Source organism: Streptomyces sp. NBC_01537 (genome assembly GCF_045040445.1).
Lineage (GTDB): Bacteria > Actinomycetota > Actinomycetes > Streptomycetales > Streptomycetaceae > Actinacidiphila.
On sequence record NZ_CP109392.1, the window covers coordinates 7,752,356 to 7,777,920 of the forward strand.

Genomic DNA, 25,565 nt, shown 5'->3' on the forward strand with positions numbered 1-25,565 from the left:
ATTGCATCTCCTCGTAAGTCGAATGCGTCGTACGTCAGCGGGCTACGGCCGCAAGCGAGTCGCGGGCGGCGGCGGCCACGGCCTCGGCGGTGATTCCGAACTCCCGGTAAAGGACCTTGTAGTCGGCACTTGCCCCGAAGTGCTCCAGGGACACGATCCGGCCGTCCTCGCCGACGAAGCGGTGCCAGGTCAGACCGATGCCCGCCTCCACGGCGACGCGGGCCTTCACATCGCGCGGCAGCACGCTGTCGCGGTACGCCTGGTCCTGCTCCTCGAACCACTCCACAGACGGAACGGAGACGACCCGGGTCGCAATTCCCTCGGCCTGCAGCGCCTCGCGGGCCTCGACGGCCAGCTGCACCTCGGAGCCGGTGCCCAGCAGGATGACCTGCGGCGCGCCGCCCTCGGCCTCGAAGAGCACGTACGCGCCCTTCACGGTGTCCTCGTTCGCCTCGTACGTCGGCACGTTCTGACGGGTCAGCGCGATGCCGTGCGGGGCGGGGTTGGTGGCGTGCCGCTTGAGGATCTCGCGCCAGGCGATGGCGGTCTCGTTGGCGTCGGCCGGGCGGACGATGTTCAGCCCGGGGATGGCGCGCAGCGCGGCCAGGTGCTCGACCGGCTGGTGGGTCGGGCCGTCCTCGCCCAGGCCGATGGAGTCGTGCGTCCACACGTAGGTGACCGGCAGCTTCATCAGCGCGGCCAGGCGCACGGCGGGGCGCATGTAGTCGGAGAACACCAGGAACGTGCCGCCGTAGATACGGGTGTTGCCGTGCAGCGCGATGCCGTTCATGGTCGAGCCCATGGCGTGCTCGCGGATGCCGTAGTGCACGGTCCGGCCGTACGGGTCCGCCTCCGGCAGCGGGTTGTCCGCCGGGAGGAAGGACGACGAGGCGTCGATGGTGGTGTTGTTGGAGCCCGCGAGGTCGGCGGAGCCGCCCCACAGCTCGGGCAGCACGGCGCCGACGGCCTTCAGCACCTCGCCGGAGGCCTTGCGGGTGGCGACGTCCTTGCCGGCGGGGAACTCCGGAAGCGCGTCCTCCCAGCCGGCCGGCAGTTCGCCCGCGGCGATGCGGTCGAAGTCGGCGGCGCGCTGCGGGTTGGCGGTACGCCACTCCTCGAAGCGCTTGGTCCACGCGGAGTGCGCCTCGGCGCCCCGGTCCACAGCCTTGCGGGCGTGGGCGAGCACCTCGTCGGCGACCTCGAAGGACTTCTCGGGGTCGAAGCCGAGCACGCTCTTGGTGGCGGCGACCTCGTCGGCGCCGAGCGCTGAGCCGTGGGCGGCCTCGGTGTTCTGGGCGTTGGGGGCCGGCCAGGCGATGATCGTGCGGGCGGCGATGATGGACGGGCGGTCGGTGACGGCCTGGGCGGCGCGGAAGGCCGCGTACAGGGCCTGGACGTCGAAGTCCCCGTCCGGCGACTGCTCGACGCGCTGCGTGTGCCAGCCGTAGGCCTCGTACCGCTTCAGCACGTCCTCGGAGAACGCGGTGGCGGTGTCGCCCTCGATCGAGATGTGGTTGTCGTCGTACAGCGCGATCAGGTTGCCGAGCTTCTGGTGGCCCGCGAGGGAGGAGGCCTCCGCCGAGATGCCCTCTTCCAGGTCGCCGTCGGAGACGATGGCCCAGATGGTGTGGTCGAAGACGGACTCGCCGGGGGCGGCGTCCGGGTCGAACAGGCCGCGCTCGTAACGGGCGGCCATGGCCATGCCCACCGCGTTGCCGACACCCTGGCCCAGCGGACCGGTGGTGGTCTCGATGCCGGTGGTGTGGCCGTGCTCGGGGTGGCCGGGGGTCAGCGAGCCCCAGGTGCGGAAAGCCTTCAGATCGTCCAGCTCCAGGCCGTAGCCGGAGAGGAAGAGCTGGGTGTAGAGCGTCAGCGAGGTGTGGCCCGGGGACAGCACGAACCGGTCGCGGCCCACCCAGTGGGAGTCCGACGGGTCGTGCTGCATCAGCTTCTGGAAGAGCAGGTACGCGGCGGGCGCGAGGCTCATGGCCGTTCCGGGATGGCCGTTGCCGACCTTCTGCACGGAATCCATGGCCAGAACCCGGGCGGTGTCAACAGCCCGCTTGTCCAGTTCGGTCCATTCGAGGTCTGTGGTGGTCGGCTCGGTGCTCACCCTGGCTCAGGGCTCCTTTCCACATGCTGGAACGCCGGTGACAGGACGCCTACCGGGCGTTGTCGAGCCTACCCCTGTGGGGGCGTACACCCGCTCGAGCCGTCTCGCCATCCGGGCGAGCGCGGCGGAGGCCAGGCCCTGGCCCCACCTTGCCCCGGCCAGTGTGGATTCGCCTGTTGAACGGGATACGGGGTGCGCAACAAGGGGTGGTTGCGGTATGGAGGCCAACTCGTACGCGAGTGCGCACGCGGGTCGTACGCGCTGCGTGCGCGGGCGGTTACACCAACACGACGGGACCAACACGAGGACCCCCGGGCAGGGCGGGGTACCGGCTGCGTCTAGAGTGCACTGGTACGCGCAAGCCTCGGCTTGCTGGACTTTTCCTCAGGGGTGTTCGTGACGGCCGTCGAATCCCGGCCCGCCGGAGCCACCGGGTCGAGCATCGGTCACCGTCCTTTCGGTGCCCGTGCGATGGCTTTCGTGGCGCTGACCAAGCCGCGCATTATCGAGCTTCTGCTCATCACCACGGTTCCGGTGATGTTCCTCGCGGCAGGCGGCGTTCCCGACCTCTGGCTGGTGCTGGCGACGGTTGTCGGCGGCTACCTGTCGGCGGGCGGCGCGAACGCGCTCAACATGTACATCGACCGCGACATCGACGCGCTCATGCACCGCACCGAGCAGCGCCCGCTGGTCACCGGCATGGTCTCGCCGCGCGAGGGCCTGGTCTTCGGCATCACGCTGTCGGTGGTCTCCACGGTCTGGTTCGTGGTGCTGGTCAACCCGCTGTCCGCCGCGCTCTCCCTGACGGCCATCCTCTATTACGTCTTCGTCTACACGATCTGGCTCAAGCGCCGCACGGCGCAGAACATCGTGTGGGGCGGCGTCGCGGGCTGTCTCCAGGTGTTCATCGGCTGGTCGGCCGTGCGTAACGAGCTGGCCTGGGCGCCGTTCGTGCTGTTCCTCGTCCTGTTCTTCTGGACGCCGCCGCACTACTGGCCGCTGTCGATGAAGGTCAAGGACGACTACGAGCGGGCCGGCGTCCCGATGCTGCCGGTCGTCTCCGGCAACCAGGCCGTCGCCAAGCAGATCGTCATCTACAGCTGGATCATGGTCCTGGTCTCCCTCACCCTGTGGTGGCCGCTGGGCGCCACAGGCTGGCTCTACCCCCTCGCGGCGGCAGTGCTGGGCGGCTTCTGGCTCAAGGAGGCGCACGGGCTCCACTCGCGCGCCAAGGCCGGGATCACCGGGGCCAAGCTCAAGGAGATGCGGCTCTTCCACTGGTCGATCACCTACGCGACACTGCTCTTCGTGGTCGTCGCCCTCGATCCCTTCCTGCGCTGATTACCGACGGGTAGCATTCTGGTCATGGCAGCTAAGGCAGACAGCACCGAGCGCCGTGTCGCACGGCTCGCGAAGCAGATCCAGGCATTCGCCAAGAGCCACGGCGGCAGCGCCGAGGCCACGGTCGAGTACATCGGCCAGATCGGCACCCGGATCGTCCTCGTCGGCGAGAACGGCGAGTGGGGCGACCTGGTGGCCCCCACGCACGAGATCGCGCTGAGCGCCGTCGAGCGCGCCGGCGTGACCGTCCATGAGAACTTCGACGGCGACTTCGCGGCCAGGGTCAGCACAGGGCCGTACGAGTGGAAGCGCATGGCAGGCATCCAGCTCGGCTGAACTCAGCCCGTCCGGCGATTGAGGACAAGCGCAGCCGGAGGGCTGCGCAACCCGGCGACACCTGACAGCGGGCCCGCCCGTTAAGCACCATGAGAGTGACAGCGGTGCTCGACGGGAGGGATGCGCGGTGGACGCGGACACGCGGGAACGGCAGCGGCTGCAGGCCCGGCAGGAGGCGGCGCGGCTGACCGCCGAGGGCGTACGGGCCGTCGCGCTCGGCTGGGTCGACAACGCCGGGGTCAGCAGGGTCAAGACCATCCCCACGACCCGGCTCGCCGACGCCGCCCACCACGGGATCGGTGCCTCCCCGGTCTTCGACGTCTTCACCTCCGAGGACGCCGTCACCTCCTCCCCGCATTCCGGCGGCCCCGACGGTGACCTCCGGCTGTTCCCCGACCTCGACCGGCTGACCGTCCTCGCCGCGCAGCCCGGCTGGGCCTGGGCGCCGGTCGACCGCTACGACCAGCAGGGCGAGCCGCACCCCGGCTGCCAGCGGCTGTTCGCCCGGCGGATGGCCGAGCGGGCGGCCGCCGCCGGGCTCGACCTGCGGATGGGCTTCGAGACGGAGTGGATCGTCGACCCGGCGGGCGACGGCCCCGCGTACGGGCTGACCCGGGTCGTCGAGCGGTCGGACTATCTGCGCGACCTGTACGACGCGCTGGCCGCCCAGCGCCTCGAGGTGCTCCAGATCCACCCCGAGTACACCCCCGGCCAGTTCGAGGTCTCCACCGTCCCGGCCGACCCGGTCCGGGCGGCGGACGAGGTGGTGCTCGTGCGGGAGACCGTACGGGCGGTGAGCCTGCGGCACGGACTGCGGGCCTCCTTCGCGCCGAGCTTCACCGCCGGCCATGTCGGGAACGGCTGCCACCTGCACCTGAGCGCCGCCGGCCTGCTCAGCGGCGGCGACGGGCCCTACGGCATCACGGCGGCCGGCGAGGCCTTCCTGGCAGGCGTGCTCGGAGAACTCCCCGCCCTGCTCGCGGTCGGCGCCCCCAGCCCCGCGAGCTACCTCCGGCTGGAGCCGTCCCGCTGGGCCGGCGTCTACCGCTGCTGGGGGCTGGAGAACCGCGAGGCCGCACTGCGGTTCATCGCGGACGAGGCCAATCCCAATGCCGAGCTCAAGCCCTTCGACGCCGCCGCGAACCCGTATCTGCTGGTCGGGGCGGTCATAGCGGCCGGGCTCGCGGGCTCCGGCGTACTCCCGCCGCCGGTCGCCGGTGACCCCGCGGGCCGCGGCGGCCAGGAGCGGCTGCCGGTCTCGCTGACGGAGGCCGCCGACCGGTTCGAGGAGAGCGCGGTGCTGCGCGAGGCGTTCGGCGAAGTCCTGCACGGCGCGGTGCTCGCGGTGCGGCGGGCCGAGGCCGAGCGGTTCGCGAAGAGCGAGCCGCAGGAGATCGCGGAAGCGACGCGGTGGCGCTGGTGACGGCCGCTCCGAACGGCGTTCCGAAGGGCGGCCGGCGCCCGTGATCGAGCTCCCTGCCCTCGTCGACCACCACTGCCACGGAGTCCTGCGGGGCGACCTCGGCTTCGGCACCTTCGAGACCTACCTGACGGAGTCGGACGCCCCCGCCGCGCCCGGGACGACGTTCTTCGACACCCAGGCCGGCTTCGCCGTACGGCGCTGGTGCCCGCCGCTGCTCGGGCTGGAACCGCATGCGTCGCCCGCCCAATATCTCGCCCGGCGCCGCGAGCTGGGCGCGTACGAGGCCGGGCGGCTGCTGCTGCGGGCCACCGGGATCGAGGTGTATCTGGTCGACACCGGGCTGCCCGGCGATCTCACCCCGCCCGGGGAGCTCGCGGCGGCGGGGGCCGCGCAGGCACGGGAGATCGTGCGGCTGGAGCAGCTGGCCGAGCAGGTCGCGGACACCTCCGGCACGGTGGACGCCTTCGTCGCCAATGTCGCCGAGTCCGTGCACACCGCGGCCTCCGTCGGCAGCGCCGTCGGCTTCAAGTCCGTCGCCGCCTACCGCCACGGCCTCGCCCTGGCCCCCGATCCCCCCGCCCCCGGCGACGTCCGCCGCGCCGCCGGCCACTGGCTAGCCGCCCGCCGCCCCGGCGGCCGCCTCACCGACCCCGTACTGCTGCGCCACCTCCTGTGGACCGCCGTCGCCACCGGGCTGCCGTTGCAGCTCCACACCGGCTTCGGCGACCCCGACCTCCGCCTCGACCACGCCGACCCCGCCCTCCTCACGGACTTCGTCCGCGCGACGGCCGGCCTCGGCACGGACCTCGTGCTCCTCCACGGCTACCCCTACCACCGGCAGGCGGCCTACCTCGCCCACGTCTTCCCGCACGTCTACGCCGATGTCGGGCTTGCGCTCTCGCACGTGGGCGCGCGGGCGCCGGACGTCCTCGCCGAGTTCCTGGAGCTCGCGCCCTTCGGCAAGCTGCTCTTCTCCACGGACGCGTACGCCCTCCCCGAGCTGTACGTCGTCGGGGCCGAGGCCTTCCGCGACGCCCTGCGGCGGCTGCTGGGCGACTGGGTGAGGTCCGGCGCCTGGTCCCTGCCGGACGCCGAGCGGGTCGGCGCCCTGATCGCCGCAGGCAACGCGCGCCGCGTCTACGGCCTCAGCTAGCCGGCACGGCCGCGTGCTCGGTCCCCGCCGGGGCGGGCACCTCGCCGGGGGCGGCCGCAGGGCGCTCGCGCATGCTGAGCAGGACCCGCAGGGCCGCGATCCAGATGAGGGCGGCGCCGAGCATGTGCAGGCCCACCAGCAGCTCGGGCAGGTGCGTCGCGTACTGCACATAGCCGATGACGCCCTGCGCGAGCAGGACCACGATCAGGTCGCGTGCGCGCCTGCGGGGGCCGGGCGGGGCGTCCACCGCGCGCAGTACGAACCACAGGGCCAGGGCGAGCGCGCACACGACCCAGGCGAGGTCGGCGTGGAGCTGGGCGATGCTCTCCCAGTCGATACCGACGCGCGGCACGTCACTGTGGTCGCCCGCGTGCGGCCCCGCCCCGGTCACCAGGGTGCCGACCGAGATGAGGGCCAGGGTCGCGCCGATCAGCACCCACGTCAGCTGCTTCACCGGCTTGCCCACCAGCGGGCGCGGCGCTCCGTCGCCCTCGGCGACGCGCTGCCAGGTCACCAGCGCCACCGTGATCAGCGCCGCCGACAGCAGGAAGTGCGCCGCGACGATGTACGGGTTGAGGTGTGTCAGCACCGTCAGCCCGCCCCACACCGCGTTGCTCATCACCACCCAGAACTGTGCCCATCCGAGCCGCGTCAACCCCCGCCGCCACGGCTTCGCCGCCCGCGCCGCGATGATCGCCCACCCCACCGCCGCGCACAGCACATACGTCAGCATGCGGTTGGTGAACTCGATCGCCCCGTGGACGCCCATCGCGCTCGTCGTCGTCAGGCTGTCCGCCGTGCACTTCGGCCACGTCGGGCAGCCCAGCCCCGAGCTGGTCAGCCGCACCGCGCCACCTGTCACCACGATCACCACGCTCATCACGAGCGCGGCCATCGCGGCCCGGCGGACGGTCGCCGGGGACGGGGTCCAGCGCTGGGAAATGGCGGCGAGCGGGTTCAGATTCGGCACGCGACCCATCGTAGGCGGCCCTTTGTGCAAACTTTCACGAGGGGGTTCGGGTTCACTCCCACCGGAACCAGCGTGCCGCCGCCCCCAGGCCGAGGACGGCCCACACCGCGAGGATCCCGGCCTCTCCCCAGGGCATGTCCCTGCCGTACTGGAGTACGTCCCGCAGGCCGTCCGACAGAGCGGTGATCGGCAGCAGCTCCAGGGCGGCGCGCAGGCCGTGCGGGAACTTGTCGAGGGGGACGATCACGCCGCCGCCGACGAGGAGGAGCAGGAAGACGAGGTTGGCGGCGGCGAGGGTGGCCTCGGCCTTGAGGGTGCCGGCCATGAGGAGGCCGAGGCCGGAGAAGGCGGCGGTGCCGAGGACGAGCAGGAGCAGTACGGAGAGGGGGTTGCCGTGGGGGGACCAGCCGAGGGCGAGGGCGATGACCGTGAGGAGCGCGATCTGGAGGATCTCGGTGACCAGGACGGAGCCCGTCTTGGCGGTCATCAGGGCCCAGCGGGGGAGAGGGGAGGCGCCCAGGCGCTTGAGGACGCCGTAGCGGCGCTCAAAGCCGGTGGCGATGGCCTGGCCGGTGAAGGCGGTGGACATGACGGCGAGAGCGAGGATGCCGGGGGCGAGGAAGTCGACGGACTTGCCCCGGCCGGTGTCGATGACGTCGACGGTGCTGAAGAGGAGGAGCAGGAGGCTGGGGATGATCACGGTGAGCAGGAGCTGTTCGCCGTTGCGCAGCAGCATCCGCGTTTCCAGCGCGGTCTGGGCGCCGATCATGCGGGGCAGTGGAGCGGCACCCGGGTTCGGGGTGAAGGTACTCATGCGCGCAGCTCCTTGCCGGTGAGCTCCAGGAATACGTCTTCGAGGGTGCGCCGCTCGACGGCGAGCCGGTCCGGCATGACGCCGTGCTGGGCGCACCAGGAGGCGACGGTGGCGAGCATCTGGGGGTCGACCTTGCCCTCGATGCGGTAGCTGCCGGGGGTGAGCTCGGCGGCGGCGGAGTCGGCGGGGAGGGCCTTGAGGAGGGAGTTGACGTCGAGGCCGGGGCGGCCGGAGAAGCGAAGGGTGTTCTCGGCGCCGCCGCGGCAGAGCTCTTCGGGGGTGCCGTGCGCTATGACGCGGCCGGCGTCGATGATCGAGACATGGTCGGCGAGCTGCTCGGCCTCGTCCATGAAGTGGGTGGTCAGGACGACCGTGACGCCGTCGGCGCGCAGCTCCCGTACGAGGTCCCAGGTGGCGCGGCGGGCCTGCGGGTCGAGACCGGCGGTGGGCTCGTCGAGGAAGACCAGCTCGGGCCGGCCGACGACGGCCATGGCGAGGGCGAGCCGCTGCTGCTGGCCGCCGGAGAGCCGGCGGTAGGCGGTGCGGCCGCAGGATTCGAGGCCGAGGCGTTCGATGAGCAGCGCCGGGTCGACCGGGTTCGCGTGCAGCTTCGCGGTGTGCGTCAGCATTTCCTCGGCGCGGGCGCCGGGGTAGACGCCACCCGATTGGAGCATCACGCCGATGCGGGGCCGCAGCGCGGCGCTTTCCGCGACGGGGTCCAGGCCCAGGACGCGTACGCTGCCGCCGTCCGGGCGGCGGTAGCCCTCGCAGGTTTCGACGGTTGTTGTCTTCCCGGCGCCGTTAGGGCCGAGGACGGCGGCGATCGTGCCGCGCTCGACGATGAGATCGAGCCCGTTCACCGCCGTTTTGGGGCCGTACCGTTTGATGAGGCCGGTCACTTCGACGGCGGGCTCGTTTCCCATGGGCCGCAGTCTACGAACCCCTGCGGGGCGCTTTTGCGGGGAGGGCGGTTTCCCAGGTCCGTCGGACGGAGTCCGGCGTTGGGGATGGGCACCCGGGACGCGGGTTTGTGGTGGTGCCGGCCGCGGGCCGGTGGCCGGTTGTGCCAGCCCGTTCCGCCTTGCGGAACGTTCTCCCACAACCGGCTGGGGACAGCCGCCGCGGGTGCGAGTGATCGTTTGTGCAGGTCAGGTTAGGTATGCCTAAGTGACGCACTGCACCGCCGTCCGCCCAGGACCGCGCTTGCCAGTCCCTGAGGAATTACGCAACACTGGCATTGTGAAATACGTGGGCGAGGATGAGCAGGCGACCGGGGAGCGGAGCACCCGCAACCGAGTCGTCCGGTCCATCCTGGACCATGGCCCGTCCACCGCGGCGGATCTGGCGGAGCGGCTGGGCCTGACGCAGGCCGCCGTACGCCGGCATCTGGACGCGCTGGTGGCCGAGGACGTCGTGGAGCCGCGCGAGAAGCGGGTCTACGGGGCCCGGACGCGGGGGCGGCCGGCCAAGGTGTTCGCGCTGACCGACTGCGGGCGGGACGAGTTCGACCAGGCGTACGACCAGATCGCGGCCGACGCGCTGCGCTGGATCGCGCAGTCCGCGGGCGGCGGGGAGCCGGGCGAGGCCGCAGTGACGGCGTTCGCGAGGGCGCGGGTCGCGGCGCAGGCCGAGCGGTACCGGGCCGAGGTCGAGAAGGCCGCGCCGCAGGAGCGTACGAAGGCTCTCGCGAAGGCTTTGAGCCAGGACGGGTACGCTGCTACCACGCGCAGTGCGCCCTCCTCCGCCGGTGAGCAGCTCTGCCAGCACCACTGCCCGGTGGCGCACGTCGCCGAGCAGTTCCCCCAGCTGTGCGAGGCGGAGGCCGAGGTCTTCTCAAGCCTGCTCGGCACCCATGTGCAGCGACTGGCCACGATCGCCCACGGCGACGGGGTCTGCACGACCTTTGTTCCGCAAGTCACGCAAGCCAAGCAAGCCACGCAAGTAAACGCCGGGAGGAACCCCGCATGACAGCGCCTCTGGAGACTGCCCACCCCGAGCTCGACGGCCTGGGTACGTACGAGTACGGCTGGGCCGACTCGGACGCGGCCGGGGCCGCCGCCAAGCGCGGGCTGTCCGAGGACGTCGTCCGTGACATCTCCTCCAAGAAGTCCGAGCCGGAGTGGATGCTGAAGCTGCGGCTCAAGGGCCTCAGGCTGTTCGGCAAGAAGCCCATGCCGACCTGGGGCTCCGACCTCACGGGCATCGACTTCGACAACATCAAGTACTTCGTGCGGTCCACGGAGAAGCAGGCGGAGTCCTGGGAGGACCTGCCCGAGGACATCAAGAACACCTACGACAAGCTGGGCATCCCGGAGGCCGAGAAGCAGCGCCTCGTCGCCGGTGTCGCCGCCCAGTACGAGTCGGAGGTCGTCTACCACCAGATCCGCGAGGACCTGGAGGAGCAGGGTGTCATCTTCCTGGACACCGACACCGCGCTGAAGACGCACCCGGAGCTCTTCCAGGAGTACTTCGGCACCGTCATCCCGGTCGGCGACAACAAGTTCGCCTCCCTGAACTCGGCCGTGTGGTCCGGCGGCTCCTTCATCTACGTGCCGAAGGGCGTGCACGTGGAGATCCCGCTGCAGGCCTACTTCCGGATCAACACCGAGAACATGGGCCAGTTCGAGCGGACGCTGATCATCGTCGACGAGGACGCCTACGTCCACTACGTCGAGGGCTGCACCGCCCCGATCTACAAGTCGGACTCGCTGCACAGCGCCGTCGTGGAGATCATCGTCAAGAAAGGCGGCCGCTGCCGCTACACGACGATCCAGAACTGGTCGAACAACGTCTACAACCTGGTCACCAAGCGTGCCGTGGCGTACGAGGGCGCGACCATGGAGTGGGTCGACGGCAACATCGGCTCCAAGGTCACCATGAAGTACCCGGCCGTCTACCTGATGGGCGAGCACGCCAAGGGCGAGACCCTGTCCATCGCCTTCGCGGGCGAGGGCCAGCACCAGGACGCCGGCGCCAAGATGGTCCACATGGCCCCGAACACGTCCTCGAACATCGTGTCGAAGTCCGTGGCGCGCGGCGGCGGCCGTACCTCCTACCGCGGTCTGATCGAGATCGGCGAGGGCGCGGCCGGCTCCAAGTCCAACGTGCTGTGTGACGCGCTCCTGGTCGACACGATCTCCCGTTCGGACACCTACCCCTACGTGGACGTCCGCGAGGACGACGTGTCCATGGGCCACGAGGCGACCGTCTCCAAGGTCAGCGACGACCAGCTCTTCTACCTGATGAGCCGGGGCATGACGGAGTTCGAGGCCATGGCGATGATCGTCCGCGGCTTCGTCGAGCCGATCGCCAAGGAGCTGCCGATGGAGTACGCCCTGGAGCTCAACCGGCTGATCGAGCTGCAGATGGAAGGCGCGGTCGGCTGAGGCCCTGCTTCCATGAGCTCACGAGCTCAACCAGACGCATCCCTAGAGAGAAAGAGCCGTACGACAGCCATGGCTGAAACTGTTACCGCCGGGAGCCCCGCCGGTGCCACCACCGACGGGGCCATCCAGGTCGGTCACCCCCGCGACGCCCGGGTGAGCGCTGCCCCGTCCTACGACGTGGCCGACTTCCCGGTGCCGCACGGCCGCGAGGAGGAGTGGCGGTTCACTCCCCTGGAGCGGCTGCGCGGCCTCCACGACGGCACGGCGGTGGCCGACGGCGGCGTCAAGGTCGAGGTGGCCGCGCCCGAGGGTGTGACCGTCGAGACCGTGGGCCGTGACGACGCCCGGCTCGGGAAGGCCGGCAAGCCGGTCGACCGGGTCGCGGCACAGGCGTACAGCTCCTTCGAGAAGGCCGGCGTCGTCTCCATCCCCAAGGACATGGTGCTCGCCGAGCCGGTGCGCATCACCGTCCACGGTGAGGGCGGCACCGCCTACGGCCACCAGGTCGTCGAGGTCGGCGCCTTCGCCGAGGCGGTCGTGGTCATCGACCACACCGGCGACGCGACGCTGGCGGCCAACGTCGAGTACCTGATCGGCGACGGTGCCAAGCTCACCGTGGTCTCGGTCCAGGACTGGGACGACAAGGCCGTCCACGTCGCCCAGCACACCGCGCTGGTCGGCCGGGACGCGACCTTCAAGTCCGTGATCGTCACCTTCGGCGGCGACCTCGTCCGGCTGCACCCCCGGGTGATCTACGGCGCCCCCGGCGGCGAGGCCGAGCTGTTCGGCCTGTACTTCACCGACAAGGGCCAGCACCAGGAGCACCGCCTCTTCATCGACCACGACACCCCGCACTGCCGCAGCAACGTCGCCTACAAGGGCGCGCTGCAGGGCGACGGCGCGCACGCGGTCTGGATCGGCGACGTGCTGATCCGTGCCGAGGCCGAGGGCACGGACACCTACGAGCTCAACCGCAACCTGGTTCTGACGGACGGCGCCCGCGTCGACTCCGTGCCGAACCTGGAGATCGAGACCGGCGAGATCGTCGGCGCCGGCCACGCCTCCGCAACCGGCCGCTTCGACGACGAGCAGCTGTTCTACCTGATGGCCCGCGGCATCCCGGAGGGCGAGGCCCGCCGTCTCGTCGTCCGCGGCTTCTTCGGGGAGCTCATCCAGCAGATCGGCCTGCCCGATCTGGAGGAGCGCCTGATGGCGAAGATCGACGCCGAGCTGGAGGCGTCCGTCTGATGACCTTCGTACGAGTCTGCGGGCTGGACGAGCTGGAGGAGGACACCCCCAAGAGGGTGGAGCTCTCCGGCACGCCGGTGTCCGTCGTGCGTACCGAGGGCGAGGTGTTCGCGATCCACGACGTCTGCTCGCACGCGAACGTCTCGCTGTCCGAGGGCGAGGTGGAGGACTGCCAGATCGAGTGCTGGCTGCACGGGTCCTCGTTCGACCTGCGGACCGGCAAACCGTCCGGCCTGCCCGCGACGCGGCCCGTCCCCGTATACCCCGTAAAGATCGAAGGGGACGATGTGCTCGTCTCCGTCACCCAGGAGTCCTGAGGCACCCATGGCAACGCTTGAAATCCACGACCTGCACGTCACCGTCGAGGTCGAGAACGGCACCAAGGAGATCCTGCGCGGTGTCGATCTGACCGTGAAGCAGGGCGAGACCCACGCCATCATGGGCCCCAACGGCTCCGGCAAGTCCACCCTCGCGTACTCGCTGGCCGGGCACCCCAAGTACACGGTCACCGGCGGCACCGTCACCCTCGACGGCGAGGACGTGCTGGAGATGACCGTCGACGAGCGGGCGCGGGCCGGTGTCTTCCTGGCCATGCAGTACCCCGTCGAGATCCCGGGTGTCTCGGTCTCCAACTTCCTGCGCACCTCGGCCACCGCGATCCGCGGCGAGGCCCCCAAGCTGCGCACCTGGGTGAAGGAGGTCCGGGAGACCATGGAGCGCCTCCAGATGGACCCCACCTTCGCCGAGCGCAATGTGAACGAGGGCTTCTCCGGCGGTGAGAAGAAGCGCCACGAGATCCTCCAGCTGGAGCTGCTCAAGCCGAAGATCGCGATCCTCGACGAGACCGACTCCGGCCTCGACGTCGACGCGCTCCGGGTGGTCTCCGAGGGCGTCAACCGGGTCGCCGAGAGCGGCGAGGTCGGCACCCTGCTGATCACCCACTACACGCGCATCCTGCGCTACATCAAGCCCGACCATGTCCACGTCTTCTCCGCGGGCCGGATCGTCGAGTCCGGCGGCCCGGAGCTCGCGGACAAGCTGGAGAACGAGGGCTACGAGTCGTATGTGAAGGGTGGCGCGTCCGCGTGACACAACCGCAGCTGCCGGGCCTCCTCGACACCGAGGCGATCCGCAAGGACTTCCCGATCCTGGACCGCCTGGTCCACGACGGGAAGAAGCTCGTGTACCTGGACAACGCGGCGACCTCCCAGACGCCGCGCCAGGTCATCGACACCCTCAGCGAGTACTACGAGCGGCACAACGCCAACGTGCACCGTGGCGTCCATGTGCTCGCCGAGGAGGCCACGGCGCTGTACGAGGGCGCGCGGGACAAGGTCGCGGCCTTCATCAACGCGCCGAGCCGCGACGAGGTGATATTCACCAAGAACGCCTCGGAGTCACTCAACCTGGTCGCCAACATGCTGGGCTGGGCCGACGAGCCCTACCGCGTGGACGCCGACACCGAGGTCGTCATCACGGAGATGGAGCACCACTCCAACATCGTGCCGTGGCAGCTGCTCGCGCAGCGCACCGGCACGAAGCTGAAGTGGTTCGGCCTCACCGACGACGGCCGGCTGGACCTGTCGAACATAGAGCAGGTCATCACCGAGAAGACCAAGATCGTTTCCTTTGTCCTGGTCTCCAACATCCTCGGCACCCTCAACCCGGTCGAGGCGATCGTCCGCCGTGCCCAGGACGTCGGCGCGCTCGTGCTCATCGACGCCTCCCAGGCCGCCCCGCACATGACCCTGGACGTCCAGGCGCTCGGCGCGGACTTCGTGGCCTTCACCGGCCACAAGATGTGCGGCCCGACCGGCATCGGCGTCCTGTGGGGCCGCCAGGAGCTGCTGGAGGACCTTCCGCCGTTCCTCGGCGGCGGCGAGATGATCGAGACCGTCTCGATGCACTCCTCCACCTACGCCCCCGCGCCGCACAAGTTCGAGGCCGGTACGCCCCCGATCGCCCAGGCCGTCGGCCTCGGCGCGGCCGTGGACTACCTCAGCGCCATCGGCATGGACAAGATCGCCGCTCATGAACACGCGATCACCGAGTACGCCCTGCGGCGGCTCCAGGAAGTCCCCGGCCTGAAGATCATCGGCCCCACCACGGCCGAGGACCGCGGCGCCGCGATCTCCTTCACCCTGGGCGACATCCACCCCCACGACGTGGGCCAGGTCCTGGACGAGCAGGGCATCGCGGTCCGCGTCGGCCACCACTGCGCACGCCCGGTCTGCCTGCGGTACGGAATTCCGGCGACCACGCGAGCGTCCTTCTATCTGTACTCCACTCCCGGCGAGGTCGATGCGCTCATCGACGGCCTGGAGCACGTGCGGAACTTCTTCGGCTAGAGGGCGGCTGACTGGTGAAGCTCGACTCCATGTACCAGGAAGTGATCCTGGACCACTACAAGCACCCGCACGGGCGTGGCCTGCGCGACGGCGACGCCGAGGTGCACCACGTCAACCCGACGTGCGGCGACGAGATCACGCTGCGCGTCAAGCTCGGCGGCGACGGCACCCTCATCGAGGACATCTCGTACGAGGGCCAGGGCTGCTCCATCAGCCAGGCGAGCGCTTCCGTGCTCAACGAGCTGCTGGTCGGCAAGGACTACACCGAGGCGCAGAAGATCCAGGGCACCTTCCTGGAGCTGATGCAGTCCAAGGGCAAGATCGAGCCGGACGAGGCGATGGAGGAGGTGCTGGAGGACGCGGTCGCGTTCGCCGGCGTCTCCAAGTACCCCGCGCGCGTGAAGTGCGCGCTGCTGAGCTGGATGGCGTGGAAGGACGCGACCGCACAGGCGCTGTCCGAGAAGGAGACCGCATGAGCGACAACGACACTGTCACCGAGATCAAGCCGGCCAGCGAGGAGGAGGTCCGCGAGGCCCTCTACGACGTCGTCGACCCCGAGCTGGGCATCGATGTCGTCAACCTCGGCCTGATCTACGGCATCCACATCGACGACTCCAATGTCGCCACCCTCGACATGACGCTCACCTCGGCGGCCTGCCCGCTGACCGACGTCATCGAGGACCAGGCCAGGTCGGCGACCGAGGGCATCGTCAATGACCTCAAGATCAACTGGGTCTGGATGCCGCCGTGGGGCCCGGACAAGATCACCGACGACGGGCGCGAGCAGCTTCGGGCGCTCGGCTTCAACGTCTGACGGCGTACGGCATGCGTGACAGAGGCCCCCGGCGATGCGCCAGGGGCCTCTGTCGTGCTCAATCAAGCAGTACTGCATGCTCTGGGGGAGAGTCCCCTACCACCGCGAGGCGTCTCGTGGTGCGGCCGCGCAGCCGCCAGCGGCTGACCTGCTGCCAGTAGAGAACCTGCCGAATGTATGCCTCCGGCTCGTCGATCCGGTGCCAGCGACCGGCCGCCTCGATCGGCGCGTTATGCAGCAGGTCCTCGGCTGAGTGGCGGTCGCCGCCGCTCAGCAGCAAGGCCGGCTTCAGCAGCGCGGGCGAGCAGTTCGCCACGAAGTCTGTCAACTACCCGGCCGTGAACGACCGGGCTTGCTGCTCGGGTCATCGATGGCTTCGATGAGTCCGGCTGTGTCCAGCCCGTCACGCGATGTGCGTGAGGGCAGGGGCCTGTGACTCGGCCCCGCAGACCCACACCATCCAGCCGCGAGCGGCGATGTTGTGGGACGAGTTCAGGTCCGCGTGTTCAACGAAACCGCAGGCCCGGCAGGTGAAGACGGCCTGGGAGGGCCGGTTTCTTCGTTCGGTGTGATGGCAGTGAGAGCATTCCTGGCTGGTGTACGCCGGGTTCACGTAGACCACGGGGACCCCGGAGCGCTTCGCCTTGTAGGCGATGAACGCTCCGAGCTGATGGAAGGACCAGGTGTGCAGGGTGGCGCGTTGGGGCTTTCTCAGCCGTACCCGCTGGCGGATGCCTGTGAGTTCTTCCAGGGCGATCCCGCGACCGGTGCGTTGTGCCGCCGCCACGATGCGCTTACTGATCTTGTGGTTAATGTCGCGGGCGCGGCGCTTCTCCTTGCCCGCATGCTTCTTCGCCCGCCGCTTGGCGGACTTGCTGCCCTTCTTTTGCAGCTTGCCACGCAGCTTCCGATCGGCCTCCCGCCGCCGGTTCATCCGACGGCCCGAGTGCCTGGTGCCCTCGGAGGTGGTGGCGATGTTCACGATGCCGAGGTCCACCCCGACGAAGCCCACTGGACGGGTGTTTGGTTCGGCCTCGGGAATCTCGCAGGTGGCCAGGAGATACCAGGCACCGTTCTGATGGATCAGGTCGGATTCACCCCGCCGCCGTTGGGCCACCACTTCCAGTTGCCCAGCCTGCCCGGTGAACGCCACACCCTTCAGCCGCCCGGCCGTCGTCCAGATCGACACCGTGCGCGATTCGTTGCCAGGACAGCATCCGGTCGTCGTACGGCTGCGCGGACTCCGGCCGGAAGACGACTGGCTTGCCCGCAGCCCGCTCATACCGCTTGGCGCCGGGGCGGCCGCAGTTCCCGGCCTTCAAATTCGCCCGCAGTGTGGTGTACGCGTCGGCGGTCTTCTTGATGGTGTGCTGGGCCGCCTGCGCACCAAGACCCCATCGTTCCTTCACTGTGGCATAGGTGCGGTCCCGCAACGCCCGGTTGTTAATGGTCTTTGCCTCGGTGGCGGTGGTCGACACCCACGTGGCCGCCTCGTTACATGCGTGCAGAGTCGCCTCGAATGCCGCCGCCTGAACGGGCGTCGGCAGCAGCTTCACCCGCACCACCAGCTTCACGCACACGACCCTAACCAGACGCCCCTACGCAGTCCTCAAGATTTCCCGCACTCACCAGAACTAATGAATTACAGTTCGCTAGTTCGTATTGTCGGGCTCCGCCGGAACGACACGGCGGCACTGCGCTGAGATTAGGATGCGATTCCTCCCGGGGGTCCCGGGGTTCCTCGCAAGATCGCGCTGAAGTCTGGGTGCCCTTGGGTATCTATCTGTCCTCACCTTTTCTTCGGGCCGCCCTGCGAGACGCGTACGGATGCCCGCCGCTATGCCGCACCCCAGAGACCAATTCTGGGACGCGTGTTTCCAGCGGTCGTGGACTGGCTGTTCGTCGGTTTTGCGAGTTCTGGTTCGGGGGGTATGTGTACGGCCGTACGCATCGTTGTGTACAATCGTACGCATGGTTTACCTGATGCTCGGAGGCGCGATCCTCGCCGAAGTCCTCGGCACCACCGCGATGAAGTACAGCGACGGCTTCAGCCGGCTGCTGCCCTCGCTCGGCACCGCCGCCGGCTACCTCATCGCCTTCGCGCTGCTCGCGCAGACCCTGAGGACGATGTCGGTGGGCACCGCCTACGCGATCTGGGCGGGCGTCGGCACGGCCGTGATCGCCGCCATCGGCATGGTCTTCCTGGGTGAGTCGGCGAGCGCGGTCAAGCTGGCCGGGCTGGCGCTGGTGATCGCCGGGGTCGTGGTGCTCAACCTGGGCGGTGCGCACTGATGGTCCGCCGGTACGACCCCGAGCGCCGGCAGCGGATCATCGACGCCGCGATCCGGGTGGCCGGTGAGCGCGGTATCGCGGGGCTGAGCCACCGGGCGGTCGCCGCCGAGGCGGATGTGCCGCTCGGCTCGACCACGTACCACTTCGCGACGCTCGACGACCTGCTGGTCGCCGCCCTCCACCAGGTCAACGAGGCCTGTATGCGGGAGCTGGACGCGCGGGAGGGGATGGCCGACCCGGGCTGTGATCTGGCGGGCGAACTGGCCCTGCTGGTCGACGAGATGCTGACCCGCGACCGCGGCCGGACCGAGCTGGAGTACGAGCTGTATCTGGCGGCGCTGCGGCGCGAGGCGGTGCGGCCCATCGCGGCGGAGTGGGTGGACCTGATGACCGAGGTGATCGCGCGCCGCACCGACCGTGGCACGGCACGCGCGCTGGCGGCACTTGCCGACGGACTGTGCCTTCAGGTGCTGCTCACGGGACGGGAGTTCGACCGTGAGCAGGCACGGGTGATGTTCGCCCGGCTGCTCGGATGATCTTGTACTGGCCGATACCGGTCGCGGCCTGATCCGTCCATCGCTGGGCAAGGCATTACCGCCCGTAAATGATCGATTCTGGGAGGCGAATCGAATCAAGGGGTAGGCATGAAACAGGCGATGAAGGACATACCGAGGGTCGTATGGCTGCTCGCCGCGAGCATGTTCATCGTCGCCGCGCTCAGCTTCGCCATGGTCTACCTCTTCGTCTACCTGACCGGACCGCGCGGCCTCAGCACCGCCCATGCCGGGATCATCGCGGGCCTCGGCGGCGTCGGAATGATCGCCGGAAACTTCACCGGAGGCTGGTTCGGCGACCGCTTCGGACACCGCCGGATCCTCATCATCGGCATGCTCACCGGCGGCCTCGGCCTGGCCGTGCTGCCCGCGGTTCCCACAGCCGCCCTCGCCGTGGTCTTCCCCGTCTGCCAGTACGGCACCGGCATCACCCGCGCGTCCAACTCCGCGCTCATCGCCTTCTCCGTACCGGAGGGCGCCCGGCGCCAGGGCTTCGCCCTGATGCGCTTCTTCGCCAACGCGGGCGTCACCATCGGCCCGCCGCTCGGCGCGCTGATCGCCGCGCAGTTCTCGTACGGCTGGCTCTTCGTCGCCGACGGGGCCGGCATGCTCTTCTTCGCGGCCTGGGCCGCCCTGATCCTCCCCAGCAACGGCAACAAGCGGCAGAAGCCCGCGGCGGCCCTGACGGCGGACGGCACCCGGGCCCCGGGTCTGTGGGCCGAACTGCGCGCCCGGCCCGGCGTGCTGGTGGTCCTGGGAGCCATACTCGTCGCCGACACCGTCTACCGGCAGCAGTACTCCACGCTCCCGGTCTTCCTCGCCGACCACGGTCTCGGCACCGGCTTCTACGGTGCGCTCATCGCCATCAACGGCGGGCTCGTCATCTGTCTCGAACTGCCGATCACCGTGGCCCTGCGCAAACGCGCGCCGCTCCCGGTCATCGGCGCCGGCCTCGTCCTCCTCGGCGCGGGCTTCGCGACCCTGATCGCCGGCGGCCATGTCCTCACCGCCATCGTGATGATGTCGCTGCTCACCCTCGGCGACATCCTCTACAAGTCCCCGTCCACCGCCTATGTCGCCGACAACGCCCCCGACCACCTGCAAGGCCGCTTCCAGAGCCTCTACGCCGGTGCCTCCGTCAGCGGCTTCGTCCTCGCCGCCCCGCTCGGCGGAGCCCTCTACGGTGCCGCACCCGGCGCGCTCTGGCCGCTGTGCGCGCTGCTCGCGGTGGTCGCCGGCGTCGCGGTGCTGGCGGCGCCCCGCCTGGGCCTGCGGCAGCCGGCGGCGGAGCCGGACAGCGTGACCGCGGTGGCGCAGGGCTGACGGCAGCGTCGCGGCGCGGGCGCGGTGCCCGCATGGCGGGCGGGTTGGGCATGGGGGAGGTGGAACGACTAGCGTTCGACACATGACTGAAACGACCGAAAACCGCACCATCGGTGCTGCCGCCGCAGGGCTGGCGACCGTCGCCGCCGACGGCACCGTACTCGACACCTGGTTCCCCGCGCCCGAGCTGGTGGAAGCCCCCGGCCCGGCGGGGACGGAGCGGCTGACGGCGGAGCAGGCCGCCGAACTGCTGGGGGAGAGCGCGCCGAAGGCGCTGGGGGCGGACGGACGGCGCGGGGTCGAGGTGATCGCCGTACGTACGGTGATCGCGTCGCTGGAGGACAAGCCGCTGGACGCGCATGACGTCTATCTGCGGCTGCACCTGCTGAGCCACCGCCTGGTGAAGCCGCACGGGCAGAGCCTGGACGGCATTTTCGGCCACCTGGCGAACGTCGCCTGGACCTCGCTCGGCCCGGTGGCCGTGGACCAGGTCGAGACGGTCCGCCTCGCGGCCCGCGCCGAGGGGCTGCACCTGCAGGTCACCAGTGTCGACAAGTTCCCGCGCATGACGGACTATGTGGCCCCGGCCGGCGTACGGATCGCCGACGCGGACCGGGTGCGCCTGGGCGCGCACCTCGCGGCGGGGACGACGGTGATGCACGAGGGCTTCGTCAACTTCAACGCCGGCACGCTGGGCACGTCCATGGTGGAGGGCCGGATCAGCGCGGGTGTCGTGGTCGGTGACGGCTCGGACATCGGCGGGGGCGCGTCGATCATGGGGACGCTGTCGGGCGGCGGCAAGCAGATCGTGTCGATCGGCGAGCGCTGCCTGCTGGGCGCGGAGGCGGGCATCGGGATCGCGCTGGGCGACGACTGCGTGGTGGAGGCGGGTCTGTATGTCACCGCCGGCACGCGGGTGACACTGCCGGACGGCAAGATCGTGAAGGCGCAGGAGCTGTCCGGCGCGAACAACCTGCTCTTCCGCCGCAATTCGACGACCGGCACGGTCGAGGTGCTGCAGCGCACCGGCTCGTGGGGCGGCCTGAACGAGGCGCTGCACAGCCACAACTGACACAACGCACACGCCGGACAACGCGAACGCGGCTCCGCGTCCCCCTCAGGGCGCGGAGCCGCGTTCTGCCTTGTGCGTTCACATCACGGCTTGACGCGGACGACCTGCGGGTCGTGGTCGCTCGCCTGGTCGGCGAACTCCGCGTTGATGTGCACGACGTCGTAGTCCGGGCTGCCGACGGAACCGCTGACCAGGATGTGGTCCAGGACCTGGGTGTTGCCCTGGTAGACGTACGAGTAGCGCTCGCTCGGCTTGAGGGAGAAGTAGAGGTCCTTCAGGGCGCCCCCGGCGGTGAGCGTCTTGCCGGCGGTGGAGAACTCGTAGTCGTTGATGTCGCCGAGGACGACGACGTTCGCGTCCTTCTGGACCGCCTCGATCTCCTTGACGAAGGTGTTGACCAGGGTGGCCTGCTTGACCCGCTGCACCTCGGAGCTGCGCGGGACGGGCTGGTAGCGGCTGGTCAGGGCGTAGTCGCCGCCCTTGGAGTTGAAGTGGTTGGCGACCACGATGACCGGCTTGCCCTGGAAGGAGAACTCGGCGGCCAGCGGCTTGCGGCTGGTGGTCCAGGCCTCGTCGGCGGGCGCGATCCGGCCGGGGGAGGCGGTGAGCGCCGCCTTGCCGTTGATCTTCTGGACGCCGACGGCGGTGGTGGCGTCGCCGCCCGTGCGGTCGGTGAAGGAGACCCGGGCCGGGTTGAAGAGGAAGACCTGGCGGATGTTGCCGCCGGGCTGGCCGCCGTCCTGGTCGTTGACCGGGCTGATGGAGCGCCAGTCGTAGGTGGGGCCGCCGGCGGCGACGATCGCGTCGATGAACTTCTGGACGGTCTGGTCGGCGTCGACCGTGCCGTCGTCCGTGGCGCCGCTGTTGTCCTGGATCTCCTCCAGGGCGACGATGTCGGGCGAGGCGAGGTGGGTGACGATGGCCGTGCCGAGCCGCGCGTACTTGGCGTCGCTGTCGGACGGGGCGAGGTTCTCGACGTTGTACGTCGCGATCGCCAGTTCGCCCTTCTTCTGCTTGCGGGTGGTCTCGGCGGTCAGGCCGTTGTCCTTGAGCGTGCCGATGGTGCGCGCGGCCAGCGTGTAACCGCCGAAGGAGTTGAAGTCCAGCGGGCCCGCGGTGGTGCCGGTCAGGACATCGCCGACGTTGGCGGTCGGGAAGGCCTGGGTGGCGGTCGGGACGAGCGACTGGATCTGCAGGCGGCCGGAGTTCTGGTCCTCGTAGGAGGAGTAGAGGGTCCCGCCGCGCTTGGTGGCGTTCTCCTTGGGCTTGGTGGTGACCCACAGCTCGGCGTACGCGTCGGTGGCGCCGACCACGCGGACGTCCTTGACCTGGACGTTCTCGCCCTCGATGGACTCGTAGAAGTCGAGTGCGTACTTCTTGGGCTGCAGGGTGAGGCCCTCGATGCTGTTGTCCGCCGCCGGGTCGCCCGCCGGGGTGTACGCCGCCGGGACGGTCTTGGCGGTGATCACGACCGGGGCCGGGATCGCGTTGCCCGAAGAGACCACGGTGACCGTCGGCTTGGAGATCTGGGTGAGCGACTGGCCGCCGGTGGTCTTGCCGCCCGGGTAGTACTCGGTGACGGTGCCGGAGACCTGCACCGAGTCGCCGACCGCGACGGTGGGGGTGGAGCTGGTGAAGACGAAGATGCCCTCGCTGGTGGCGGGGTTGTCGTCAGGGGCGGTGTCCTGGAACCAGAAGCCCTTGGACGAGCCGTAGGTGCGCACACCCGTGACGACGCCGGCTATGCCCGTGACCGTCTGGCCGGCGTAGGGCGAGAGCCGCGTGGTGCCCTGCAGGTCGTGGATCTGGATCTCGGAGGCCGAGGCCAGTTGCGGGACGACGACCAGTCCGGTCGCGATCGCGGCCACGACGAGCGCGCCGACGCCGGCTGCCTTGGTCCTGCGTCGCTTGTGGCGGGGGGTGGTCAACGGAGCCTCCGTGGTTTCGTGCCATGCGCAAAAGGGAACGGGTGGGGGTTACGGCTCGTAAACGTCTACGCGCGTAATCTCCTTGTCCCGCGCGCGCATTGTCAAGACACGATGGGATAACCGAGGGTCAGCCGTGGGGTGAACCCTGCCCCGGGGTGCGGCCGGCCGCCTGCACGCGCCGAAACGATGCCGTCACGGGACTACGCTGGGCTTCGCGCTCGCGCGTCCGCGTACGTCCTCGCAGAAGAACCCCGTATCGCATTGGAGATCCCCCATGGCCGCTGACCGCCTCGACCTGCCGCCGGTACGGCTGCTGCCCGAGGACGAGCTGGCACGGCTCGCGCTCGCCGCGCCGTTGCTGGCGCGGGCCGCACGGCTGGCCCGCTGGGCCGCTCCGCATGTCCAGGTGGACGGGATGGGGGAGCTGGTGGAGGCCGACCTGCGGCGTGGCGCGGCCGAACTGGGGCTGGCCGAACAGCCGGACGGGCTGGCGGAGACCTCGCAGGCCTGGGGCGTGGCGATCGACGCGGGACTGGTCGAGCTGGACATCGACGAGGAAGCGGTGACGGACGACCTCGACGCCCCGGCCGGCCGGGCCGTGCCCGGCGACACCCTGACCCAACTGGAGGGCGGGCAGCCGCAGGAGGTCCTGGACGTGTGGCTGTCGGCGGTGGAGTCCGCGCTCGCCGAGGCCGCCGCCCCCGACCTGGAGGGCCTGCTCGACGAGATGGCCATGGACGGCGACACCGGCGCCGACCCGGACGCGACGGACTTCGACCCGGAGGAGGAGGCCGAGTTCCTCGACGGGGCGCTGGGCAACCTCTACCTCTTCACCGCCCTGGAGGAGAACGAGTCCGGGGCTGTGCCGCTCCCGGTGCTGGCCGCCTCCATGGTCGTGCCGGACGAGATGGAGGACCCGACCGACGCCGTCCTCGAAGAGGTCACCGAGGTGATGATGCGCCTCGACGAGCACTTCCGGCTGCTCGCCCCCACCGGGCTGATCGACTACGAGCCGGTCGACGAGGCGCTCATCCAGGAGGCCGAGGACGATGACGCGGCGGCCGTCGGCCCCGTCGGCCCCGGCGAGCTGGACCCCGAAGAGGTCTCCCGCTACGGACTGGTCCGGCTCACCCCGCTCGGCGTCTACGGCGTACGCGCCCGGATGCTCGACGCCGGCATGCACGCCCCCGTCTCCGGGGATCTCGCCGACCGGCCCGCCGCCGTACTGCTGGAGGCGCTGTTCCGGTACCCGGACCGGGCCGCCCGCAGCGAGGCCGACCAGTGGCTCAGCCACCGTAAGCCCGCCGACGCCGCCCGCGAGCTGCTGCAGGCCGCCCGCGGCGACGACCGCGACGCGCCCGGCCGGCGCCTGGTCGCCCAGCAGACCCTCAGCCTGCTCGGCGGCGAGGCCGAGCCCGCCATCCGCGAGGTCCTCGACGACCGCGAACTCGGCGGCCTGGCCCGCGTCTGGCTCACCGAGCAGGGCGCCGCGGACGTTCCGGCGCCGGACGAGGCGATGGTCTTCTGGCTCACCGTCGACACCCTGGCCGCGCAGCTCGACACCGATGACGACGCCGAGCTGCTGCAGGAACTCGTCAGCGATCTCGTCGCCCGGCACGTCGGCTTCTTCGCGACGGCCTGGCGGGTGGACCACCCGGCCACGGCCGATGTCCTGGAGGCCATGGGCAGGCTGCACCCGGACAAGGCCGTCGCCAAGGAAGCCCGCAAGGCGGCCTTCAAGGCCCGCTCCCGGATGGGCTGAGCTTCTCAGCCCATCCGGCGATCGAGGACACAGTGCCGGTCCGCTAGGCCCTGTCCGGGCGATCATGAACGGCCCCTTCGCCGCCCGGCACGGCACCTCGCCGCGTTGCCGAAACGCCCACAGGAAACCACCCTGCGGGCACTCCGGCACCTTGCGATGCACCGCACCAGACGACGCCTGGACCGCCCATGATCGCCCGGACAGGACCTCGCCGCTGAGGCGTCAGCACTCGTAGCGGGTGGTGTGCTTGAACGAGGCCGTGGCCCCGTCGAAGCCGTAGGTGCCGCGGTAGGCCGGCGGGTTCTGGAACTCGCCGACGATGGTGATGGTGTTGGTGGTGCCCGCTCCGGAGCGCTTCGCGTCGAGCCGGATCTGCTCGCCGATGAAGCCGCCGGTGATGTTCCACGGGGCGCCGCTGATGCCGGAGGTGATCTGGCCGCCGGTGATGACATGCGGGTAGGTGTTGGGGTTGTACGTCACCTCGATGCCGAAGGTCACCGGCCCGTTGTGCAGTTCGAGCTTGCACTGGGTGGACACGGCCTCCGGCGAGAGCTCCATCGGGGCCTTGAAGGCCTCGTCGTGGCTCTTGACCTCGGCACCCTGGGCGTTGATGAACCGGTGCTCCGCCGCCGACCGCCGCTGCTGCTGTTGCTTCTTCTGCTGTGCCTGCGTCGTCATGGCAGTGCCT

25 protein-coding genes and 1 pseudogene are annotated in these 25,565 nt (G+C 70.1%); 17 read left to right on the top strand and 9 right to left on the bottom strand.

What is annotated here, in order from left to right:
- Positions 1-34: 34 nt before the first annotated feature.
- Complete coding sequence (gene tkt, locus OG607_RS35625) at positions 35-2,113, bottom strand: transketolase (RefSeq protein ID WP_405732433.1); 2,079 nt, start codon at positions 2,111-2,113, stop codon at positions 35-37.
- 390 nt (positions 2,114-2,503) lie between these two features.
- Here tkt and OG607_RS35630 point away from each other — a divergent pair, with 390 nt between their 5' ends.
- The 4 genes from OG607_RS35630 (at position 2,504) to OG607_RS35645 (ending at position 6,366) form a co-directional block, all read left to right on the top strand.
- The gene (locus OG607_RS35630; RefSeq protein ID WP_405732436.1) at positions 2,504-3,454 is read left to right on the top strand and encodes a heme o synthase; all 951 of its coding nucleotides are present in this window, start codon (positions 2,504-2,506) and stop codon (positions 3,452-3,454) included.
- A 24-nt stretch (positions 3,455-3,478) separates the two neighbouring features.
- Positions 3,479-3,790, top strand: coding sequence for a hypothetical protein (locus OG607_RS35635; protein ID WP_405732439.1), 312 nt, complete (start codon positions 3,479-3,481; stop codon positions 3,788-3,790).
- 127 nt (positions 3,791-3,917) lie between these two features.
- Positions 3,918-5,213 carry a glutamine synthetase gene (locus OG607_RS35640; protein WP_405732442.1) on the top strand — a complete coding sequence of 432 codons (1,296 nt, stop codon included), beginning with the start codon at positions 3,918-3,920 and terminating at the stop codon, positions 5,211-5,213.
- A 40-nt stretch (positions 5,214-5,253) separates the two neighbouring features.
- Positions 5,254-6,366: an amidohydrolase family protein gene (locus OG607_RS35645; protein ID WP_405732445.1), complete on the top strand. Its 1,113-nt coding sequence runs from the start codon at positions 5,254-5,256 to the stop codon at positions 6,364-6,366.
- Here the strand turns inward: OG607_RS35645 and OG607_RS35650 are convergent.
- From OG607_RS35650 to OG607_RS35660, 3 genes are read right to left on the bottom strand one after another with little or no spacing between them, the layout of a single operon-like run.
- Entirely contained in the window at positions 6,359-7,345 is a 987-nt protein-coding gene (locus OG607_RS35650; RefSeq protein ID WP_405732448.1) for a COX15/CtaA family protein, read from the bottom strand. The genes OG607_RS35645 and OG607_RS35650 overlap by 8 nt on opposite strands.
- A 43-nt stretch (positions 7,346-7,388) precedes the next feature.
- A complete protein-coding gene (locus tag OG607_RS35655; protein WP_405732450.1) occupies positions 7,389-8,150 on the bottom strand; it encodes an ABC transporter permease in 762 nt (253 codons plus the stop codon).
- Positions 8,147-9,073 carry an ABC transporter ATP-binding protein gene (locus tag OG607_RS35660; RefSeq protein WP_405732453.1) on the bottom strand — a complete coding sequence of 309 codons (927 nt, stop codon included), beginning with the start codon at positions 9,071-9,073 and terminating at the stop codon, positions 8,147-8,149. The genes OG607_RS35655 and OG607_RS35660 overlap by 4 nt, the downstream gene beginning before the upstream one ends.
- A 316-nt stretch (positions 9,074-9,389) precedes the next feature.
- Here OG607_RS35660 and OG607_RS35665 point away from each other — a divergent pair, with 316 nt between their 5' ends.
- The 8 genes from OG607_RS35665 to OG607_RS35700 all read left to right on the top strand — a co-directional run bounded on the left by OG607_RS35665 (position 9,390) and on the right by OG607_RS35700 (position 15,946).
- On the top strand, positions 9,390-10,118 hold the full coding sequence (locus tag OG607_RS35665; protein WP_405732456.1) for a helix-turn-helix transcriptional regulator: 729 nt from the start codon (positions 9,390-9,392) through the stop codon (positions 10,116-10,118).
- Complete coding sequence (gene sufB / locus OG607_RS35670) at positions 10,115-11,536, top strand: Fe-S cluster assembly protein SufB (RefSeq protein WP_405732459.1); 1,422 nt, start codon at positions 10,115-10,117, stop codon at positions 11,534-11,536. Before OG607_RS35665 ends, sufB begins: the two co-directional genes overlap by 4 nt.
- Positions 11,537-11,605: 69 nt before the next feature.
- A complete protein-coding gene (gene sufD / locus OG607_RS35675) occupies positions 11,606-12,784 on the top strand; it encodes a Fe-S cluster assembly protein SufD (protein WP_405732462.1) in 1,179 nt (392 codons plus the stop codon).
- Positions 12,784-13,101: a bifunctional 3-phenylpropionate/cinnamic acid dioxygenase ferredoxin subunit gene (locus tag OG607_RS35680; RefSeq protein WP_405732465.1), complete on the top strand. Its 318-nt coding sequence runs from the start codon at positions 12,784-12,786 to the stop codon at positions 13,099-13,101. Before sufD ends, OG607_RS35680 begins: the two co-directional genes overlap by 1 nt.
- 7 nt (positions 13,102-13,108) lie before the next feature.
- The gene (sufC, locus tag OG607_RS35685; RefSeq protein ID WP_405732468.1) at positions 13,109-13,873 is read left to right on the top strand and encodes a Fe-S cluster assembly ATPase SufC; all 765 of its coding nucleotides are present in this window, start codon (positions 13,109-13,111) and stop codon (positions 13,871-13,873) included.
- On the top strand, positions 13,870-15,132 hold the full coding sequence (locus OG607_RS35690; protein WP_405732471.1) for a cysteine desulfurase: 1,263 nt from the start codon (positions 13,870-13,872) through the stop codon (positions 15,130-15,132). The genes sufC and OG607_RS35690 overlap by 4 nt, the downstream gene beginning before the upstream one ends.
- A gap of 14 nt (positions 15,133-15,146) precedes the next feature.
- Positions 15,147-15,608 carry a Fe-S cluster assembly sulfur transfer protein SufU gene (gene sufU / locus OG607_RS35695; protein ID WP_405732473.1) on the top strand — a complete coding sequence of 154 codons (462 nt, stop codon included), beginning with the start codon at positions 15,147-15,149 and terminating at the stop codon, positions 15,606-15,608.
- Complete coding sequence (locus tag OG607_RS35700) at positions 15,605-15,946, top strand: metal-sulfur cluster assembly factor (RefSeq protein ID WP_329319405.1); 342 nt, start codon at positions 15,605-15,607, stop codon at positions 15,944-15,946. Before sufU ends, OG607_RS35700 begins: the two co-directional genes overlap by 4 nt.
- 79 nt (positions 15,947-16,025) lie before the next feature.
- On the opposite strand, the pseudogene OG607_RS35705 reads toward OG607_RS35700, so the two are convergent.
- From OG607_RS35705 to OG607_RS35715, 3 genes and pseudogenes are all read right to left on the bottom strand, one after another.
- Positions 16,026-16,274: pseudogene (locus tag OG607_RS35705) on the bottom strand (SigE family RNA polymerase sigma factor); the annotation flags it as partial.
- 75 nt (positions 16,275-16,349) lie between these two features.
- A complete protein-coding gene (locus tag OG607_RS35710; protein ID WP_405732477.1) occupies positions 16,350-17,135 on the bottom strand; it encodes an RNA-guided endonuclease InsQ/TnpB family protein in 786 nt (261 codons plus the stop codon).
- Positions 17,041-17,520: a hypothetical protein gene (locus OG607_RS35715; RefSeq protein ID WP_405732480.1), complete on the bottom strand. Its 480-nt coding sequence runs from the start codon at positions 17,518-17,520 to the stop codon at positions 17,041-17,043. Before OG607_RS35715 ends, OG607_RS35710 begins: the two co-directional genes overlap by 95 nt.
- 397 nt (positions 17,521-17,917) lie before the next feature.
- Here OG607_RS35715 and OG607_RS35720 point away from each other — a divergent pair, with 397 nt between their 5' ends.
- From OG607_RS35720 to dapD, 4 genes are all read left to right on the top strand, one after another.
- Entirely contained in the window at positions 17,918-18,238 is a 321-nt protein-coding gene (locus tag OG607_RS35720; protein ID WP_405732483.1) for a DMT family transporter, read from the top strand.
- Complete coding sequence (locus OG607_RS35725) at positions 18,238-18,774, top strand: TetR/AcrR family transcriptional regulator (protein ID WP_405732486.1); 537 nt, start codon at positions 18,238-18,240, stop codon at positions 18,772-18,774. Before OG607_RS35720 ends, OG607_RS35725 begins: the two co-directional genes overlap by 1 nt.
- Before the next feature lie 108 nt (positions 18,775-18,882).
- Positions 18,883-20,115 (top strand): MFS transporter, encoded by a 1,233-nt coding sequence (locus OG607_RS35730; protein WP_405732489.1) that lies wholly within the window; start codon positions 18,883-18,885, stop codon positions 20,113-20,115.
- An 82-nt stretch (positions 20,116-20,197) separates the two neighbouring features.
- Complete coding sequence (dapD, locus tag OG607_RS35735) at positions 20,198-21,187, top strand: 2,3,4,5-tetrahydropyridine-2,6-dicarboxylate N-succinyltransferase (RefSeq protein WP_405732492.1); 990 nt, start codon at positions 20,198-20,200, stop codon at positions 21,185-21,187.
- Between the two features lie 83 nt (positions 21,188-21,270).
- Here dapD and OG607_RS35740 read toward each other — a convergent pair whose 3' ends face one another.
- A complete protein-coding gene (locus tag OG607_RS35740) occupies positions 21,271-23,115 on the bottom strand; it encodes an endonuclease/exonuclease/phosphatase family protein (RefSeq protein ID WP_405732495.1) in 1,845 nt (614 codons plus the stop codon).
- A gap of 274 nt (positions 23,116-23,389) precedes the next feature.
- Here OG607_RS35740 and OG607_RS35745 point away from each other — a divergent pair, with 274 nt between their 5' ends.
- Positions 23,390-24,877: a hypothetical protein gene (locus OG607_RS35745; RefSeq protein ID WP_405732498.1), complete on the top strand. Its 1,488-nt coding sequence runs from the start codon at positions 23,390-23,392 to the stop codon at positions 24,875-24,877.
- A gap of 222 nt (positions 24,878-25,099) precedes the next feature.
- Here the strand turns inward: OG607_RS35745 and OG607_RS35750 are convergent, their stop codons facing one another.
- The gene (locus OG607_RS35750; protein WP_405732501.1) at positions 25,100-25,555 is read right to left on the bottom strand and encodes a hypothetical protein; all 456 of its coding nucleotides are present in this window, start codon (positions 25,553-25,555) and stop codon (positions 25,100-25,102) included.
- Positions 25,556-25,565 lie beyond the last annotated feature (10 nt).

Bases quoted from the DNA above. Each gene is read 5' to 3' on its own strand.
- OG607_RS35635 (WP_405732439.1), top strand. From the start codon at position 3,479: ATGGCAGCTAAGGCAGACAGCACCGAGCGCCGTGTCGCACGGCTCGCG.
- OG607_RS35650 (WP_405732448.1), bottom strand. From the start codon at position 7,345: ATGGGTCGCGTGCCGAATCTGAACCCGCTCGCCGCCATTTCCCAGCGC.
- OG607_RS35655 (WP_405732450.1), bottom strand. From the start codon at position 8,150: ATGAGTACCTTCACCCCGAACCCGGGTGCCGCTCCACTGCCCCGCATG.
- OG607_RS35660 (WP_405732453.1), bottom strand. From the start codon at position 9,073: ATGGGAAACGAGCCCGCCGTCGAAGTGACCGGCCTCATCAAACGGTAC.
- sufB (WP_405732459.1), top strand. From the start codon at position 10,115: ATGACAGCGCCTCTGGAGACTGCCCACCCCGAGCTCGACGGCCTGGGT.
- sufD (WP_405732462.1), top strand. From the start codon at position 11,606: ATGGCTGAAACTGTTACCGCCGGGAGCCCCGCCGGTGCCACCACCGAC.
- OG607_RS35680 (WP_405732465.1), top strand. From the start codon at position 12,784: ATGACCTTCGTACGAGTCTGCGGGCTGGACGAGCTGGAGGAGGACACC.
- sufC (WP_405732468.1), top strand. From the start codon at position 13,109: ATGGCAACGCTTGAAATCCACGACCTGCACGTCACCGTCGAGGTCGAG.
- OG607_RS35700 (WP_329319405.1), top strand. From the start codon at position 15,605: ATGAGCGACAACGACACTGTCACCGAGATCAAGCCGGCCAGCGAGGAG.
- OG607_RS35720 (WP_405732483.1), top strand. From the start codon at position 17,918: ATGGTTTACCTGATGCTCGGAGGCGCGATCCTCGCCGAAGTCCTCGGC.
- OG607_RS35725 (WP_405732486.1), top strand. From the start codon at position 18,238: ATGGTCCGCCGGTACGACCCCGAGCGCCGGCAGCGGATCATCGACGCC.
- OG607_RS35730 (WP_405732489.1), top strand. From the start codon at position 18,883: ATGAAACAGGCGATGAAGGACATACCGAGGGTCGTATGGCTGCTCGCC.
- dapD (WP_405732492.1), top strand. From the start codon at position 20,198: ATGACTGAAACGACCGAAAACCGCACCATCGGTGCTGCCGCCGCAGGG.
- OG607_RS35745 (WP_405732498.1), top strand. From the start codon at position 23,390: ATGGCCGCTGACCGCCTCGACCTGCCGCCGGTACGGCTGCTGCCCGAG.
- OG607_RS35750 (WP_405732501.1), bottom strand. From the start codon at position 25,555: ATGACGACGCAGGCACAGCAGAAGAAGCAACAGCAGCAGCGGCGGTCG.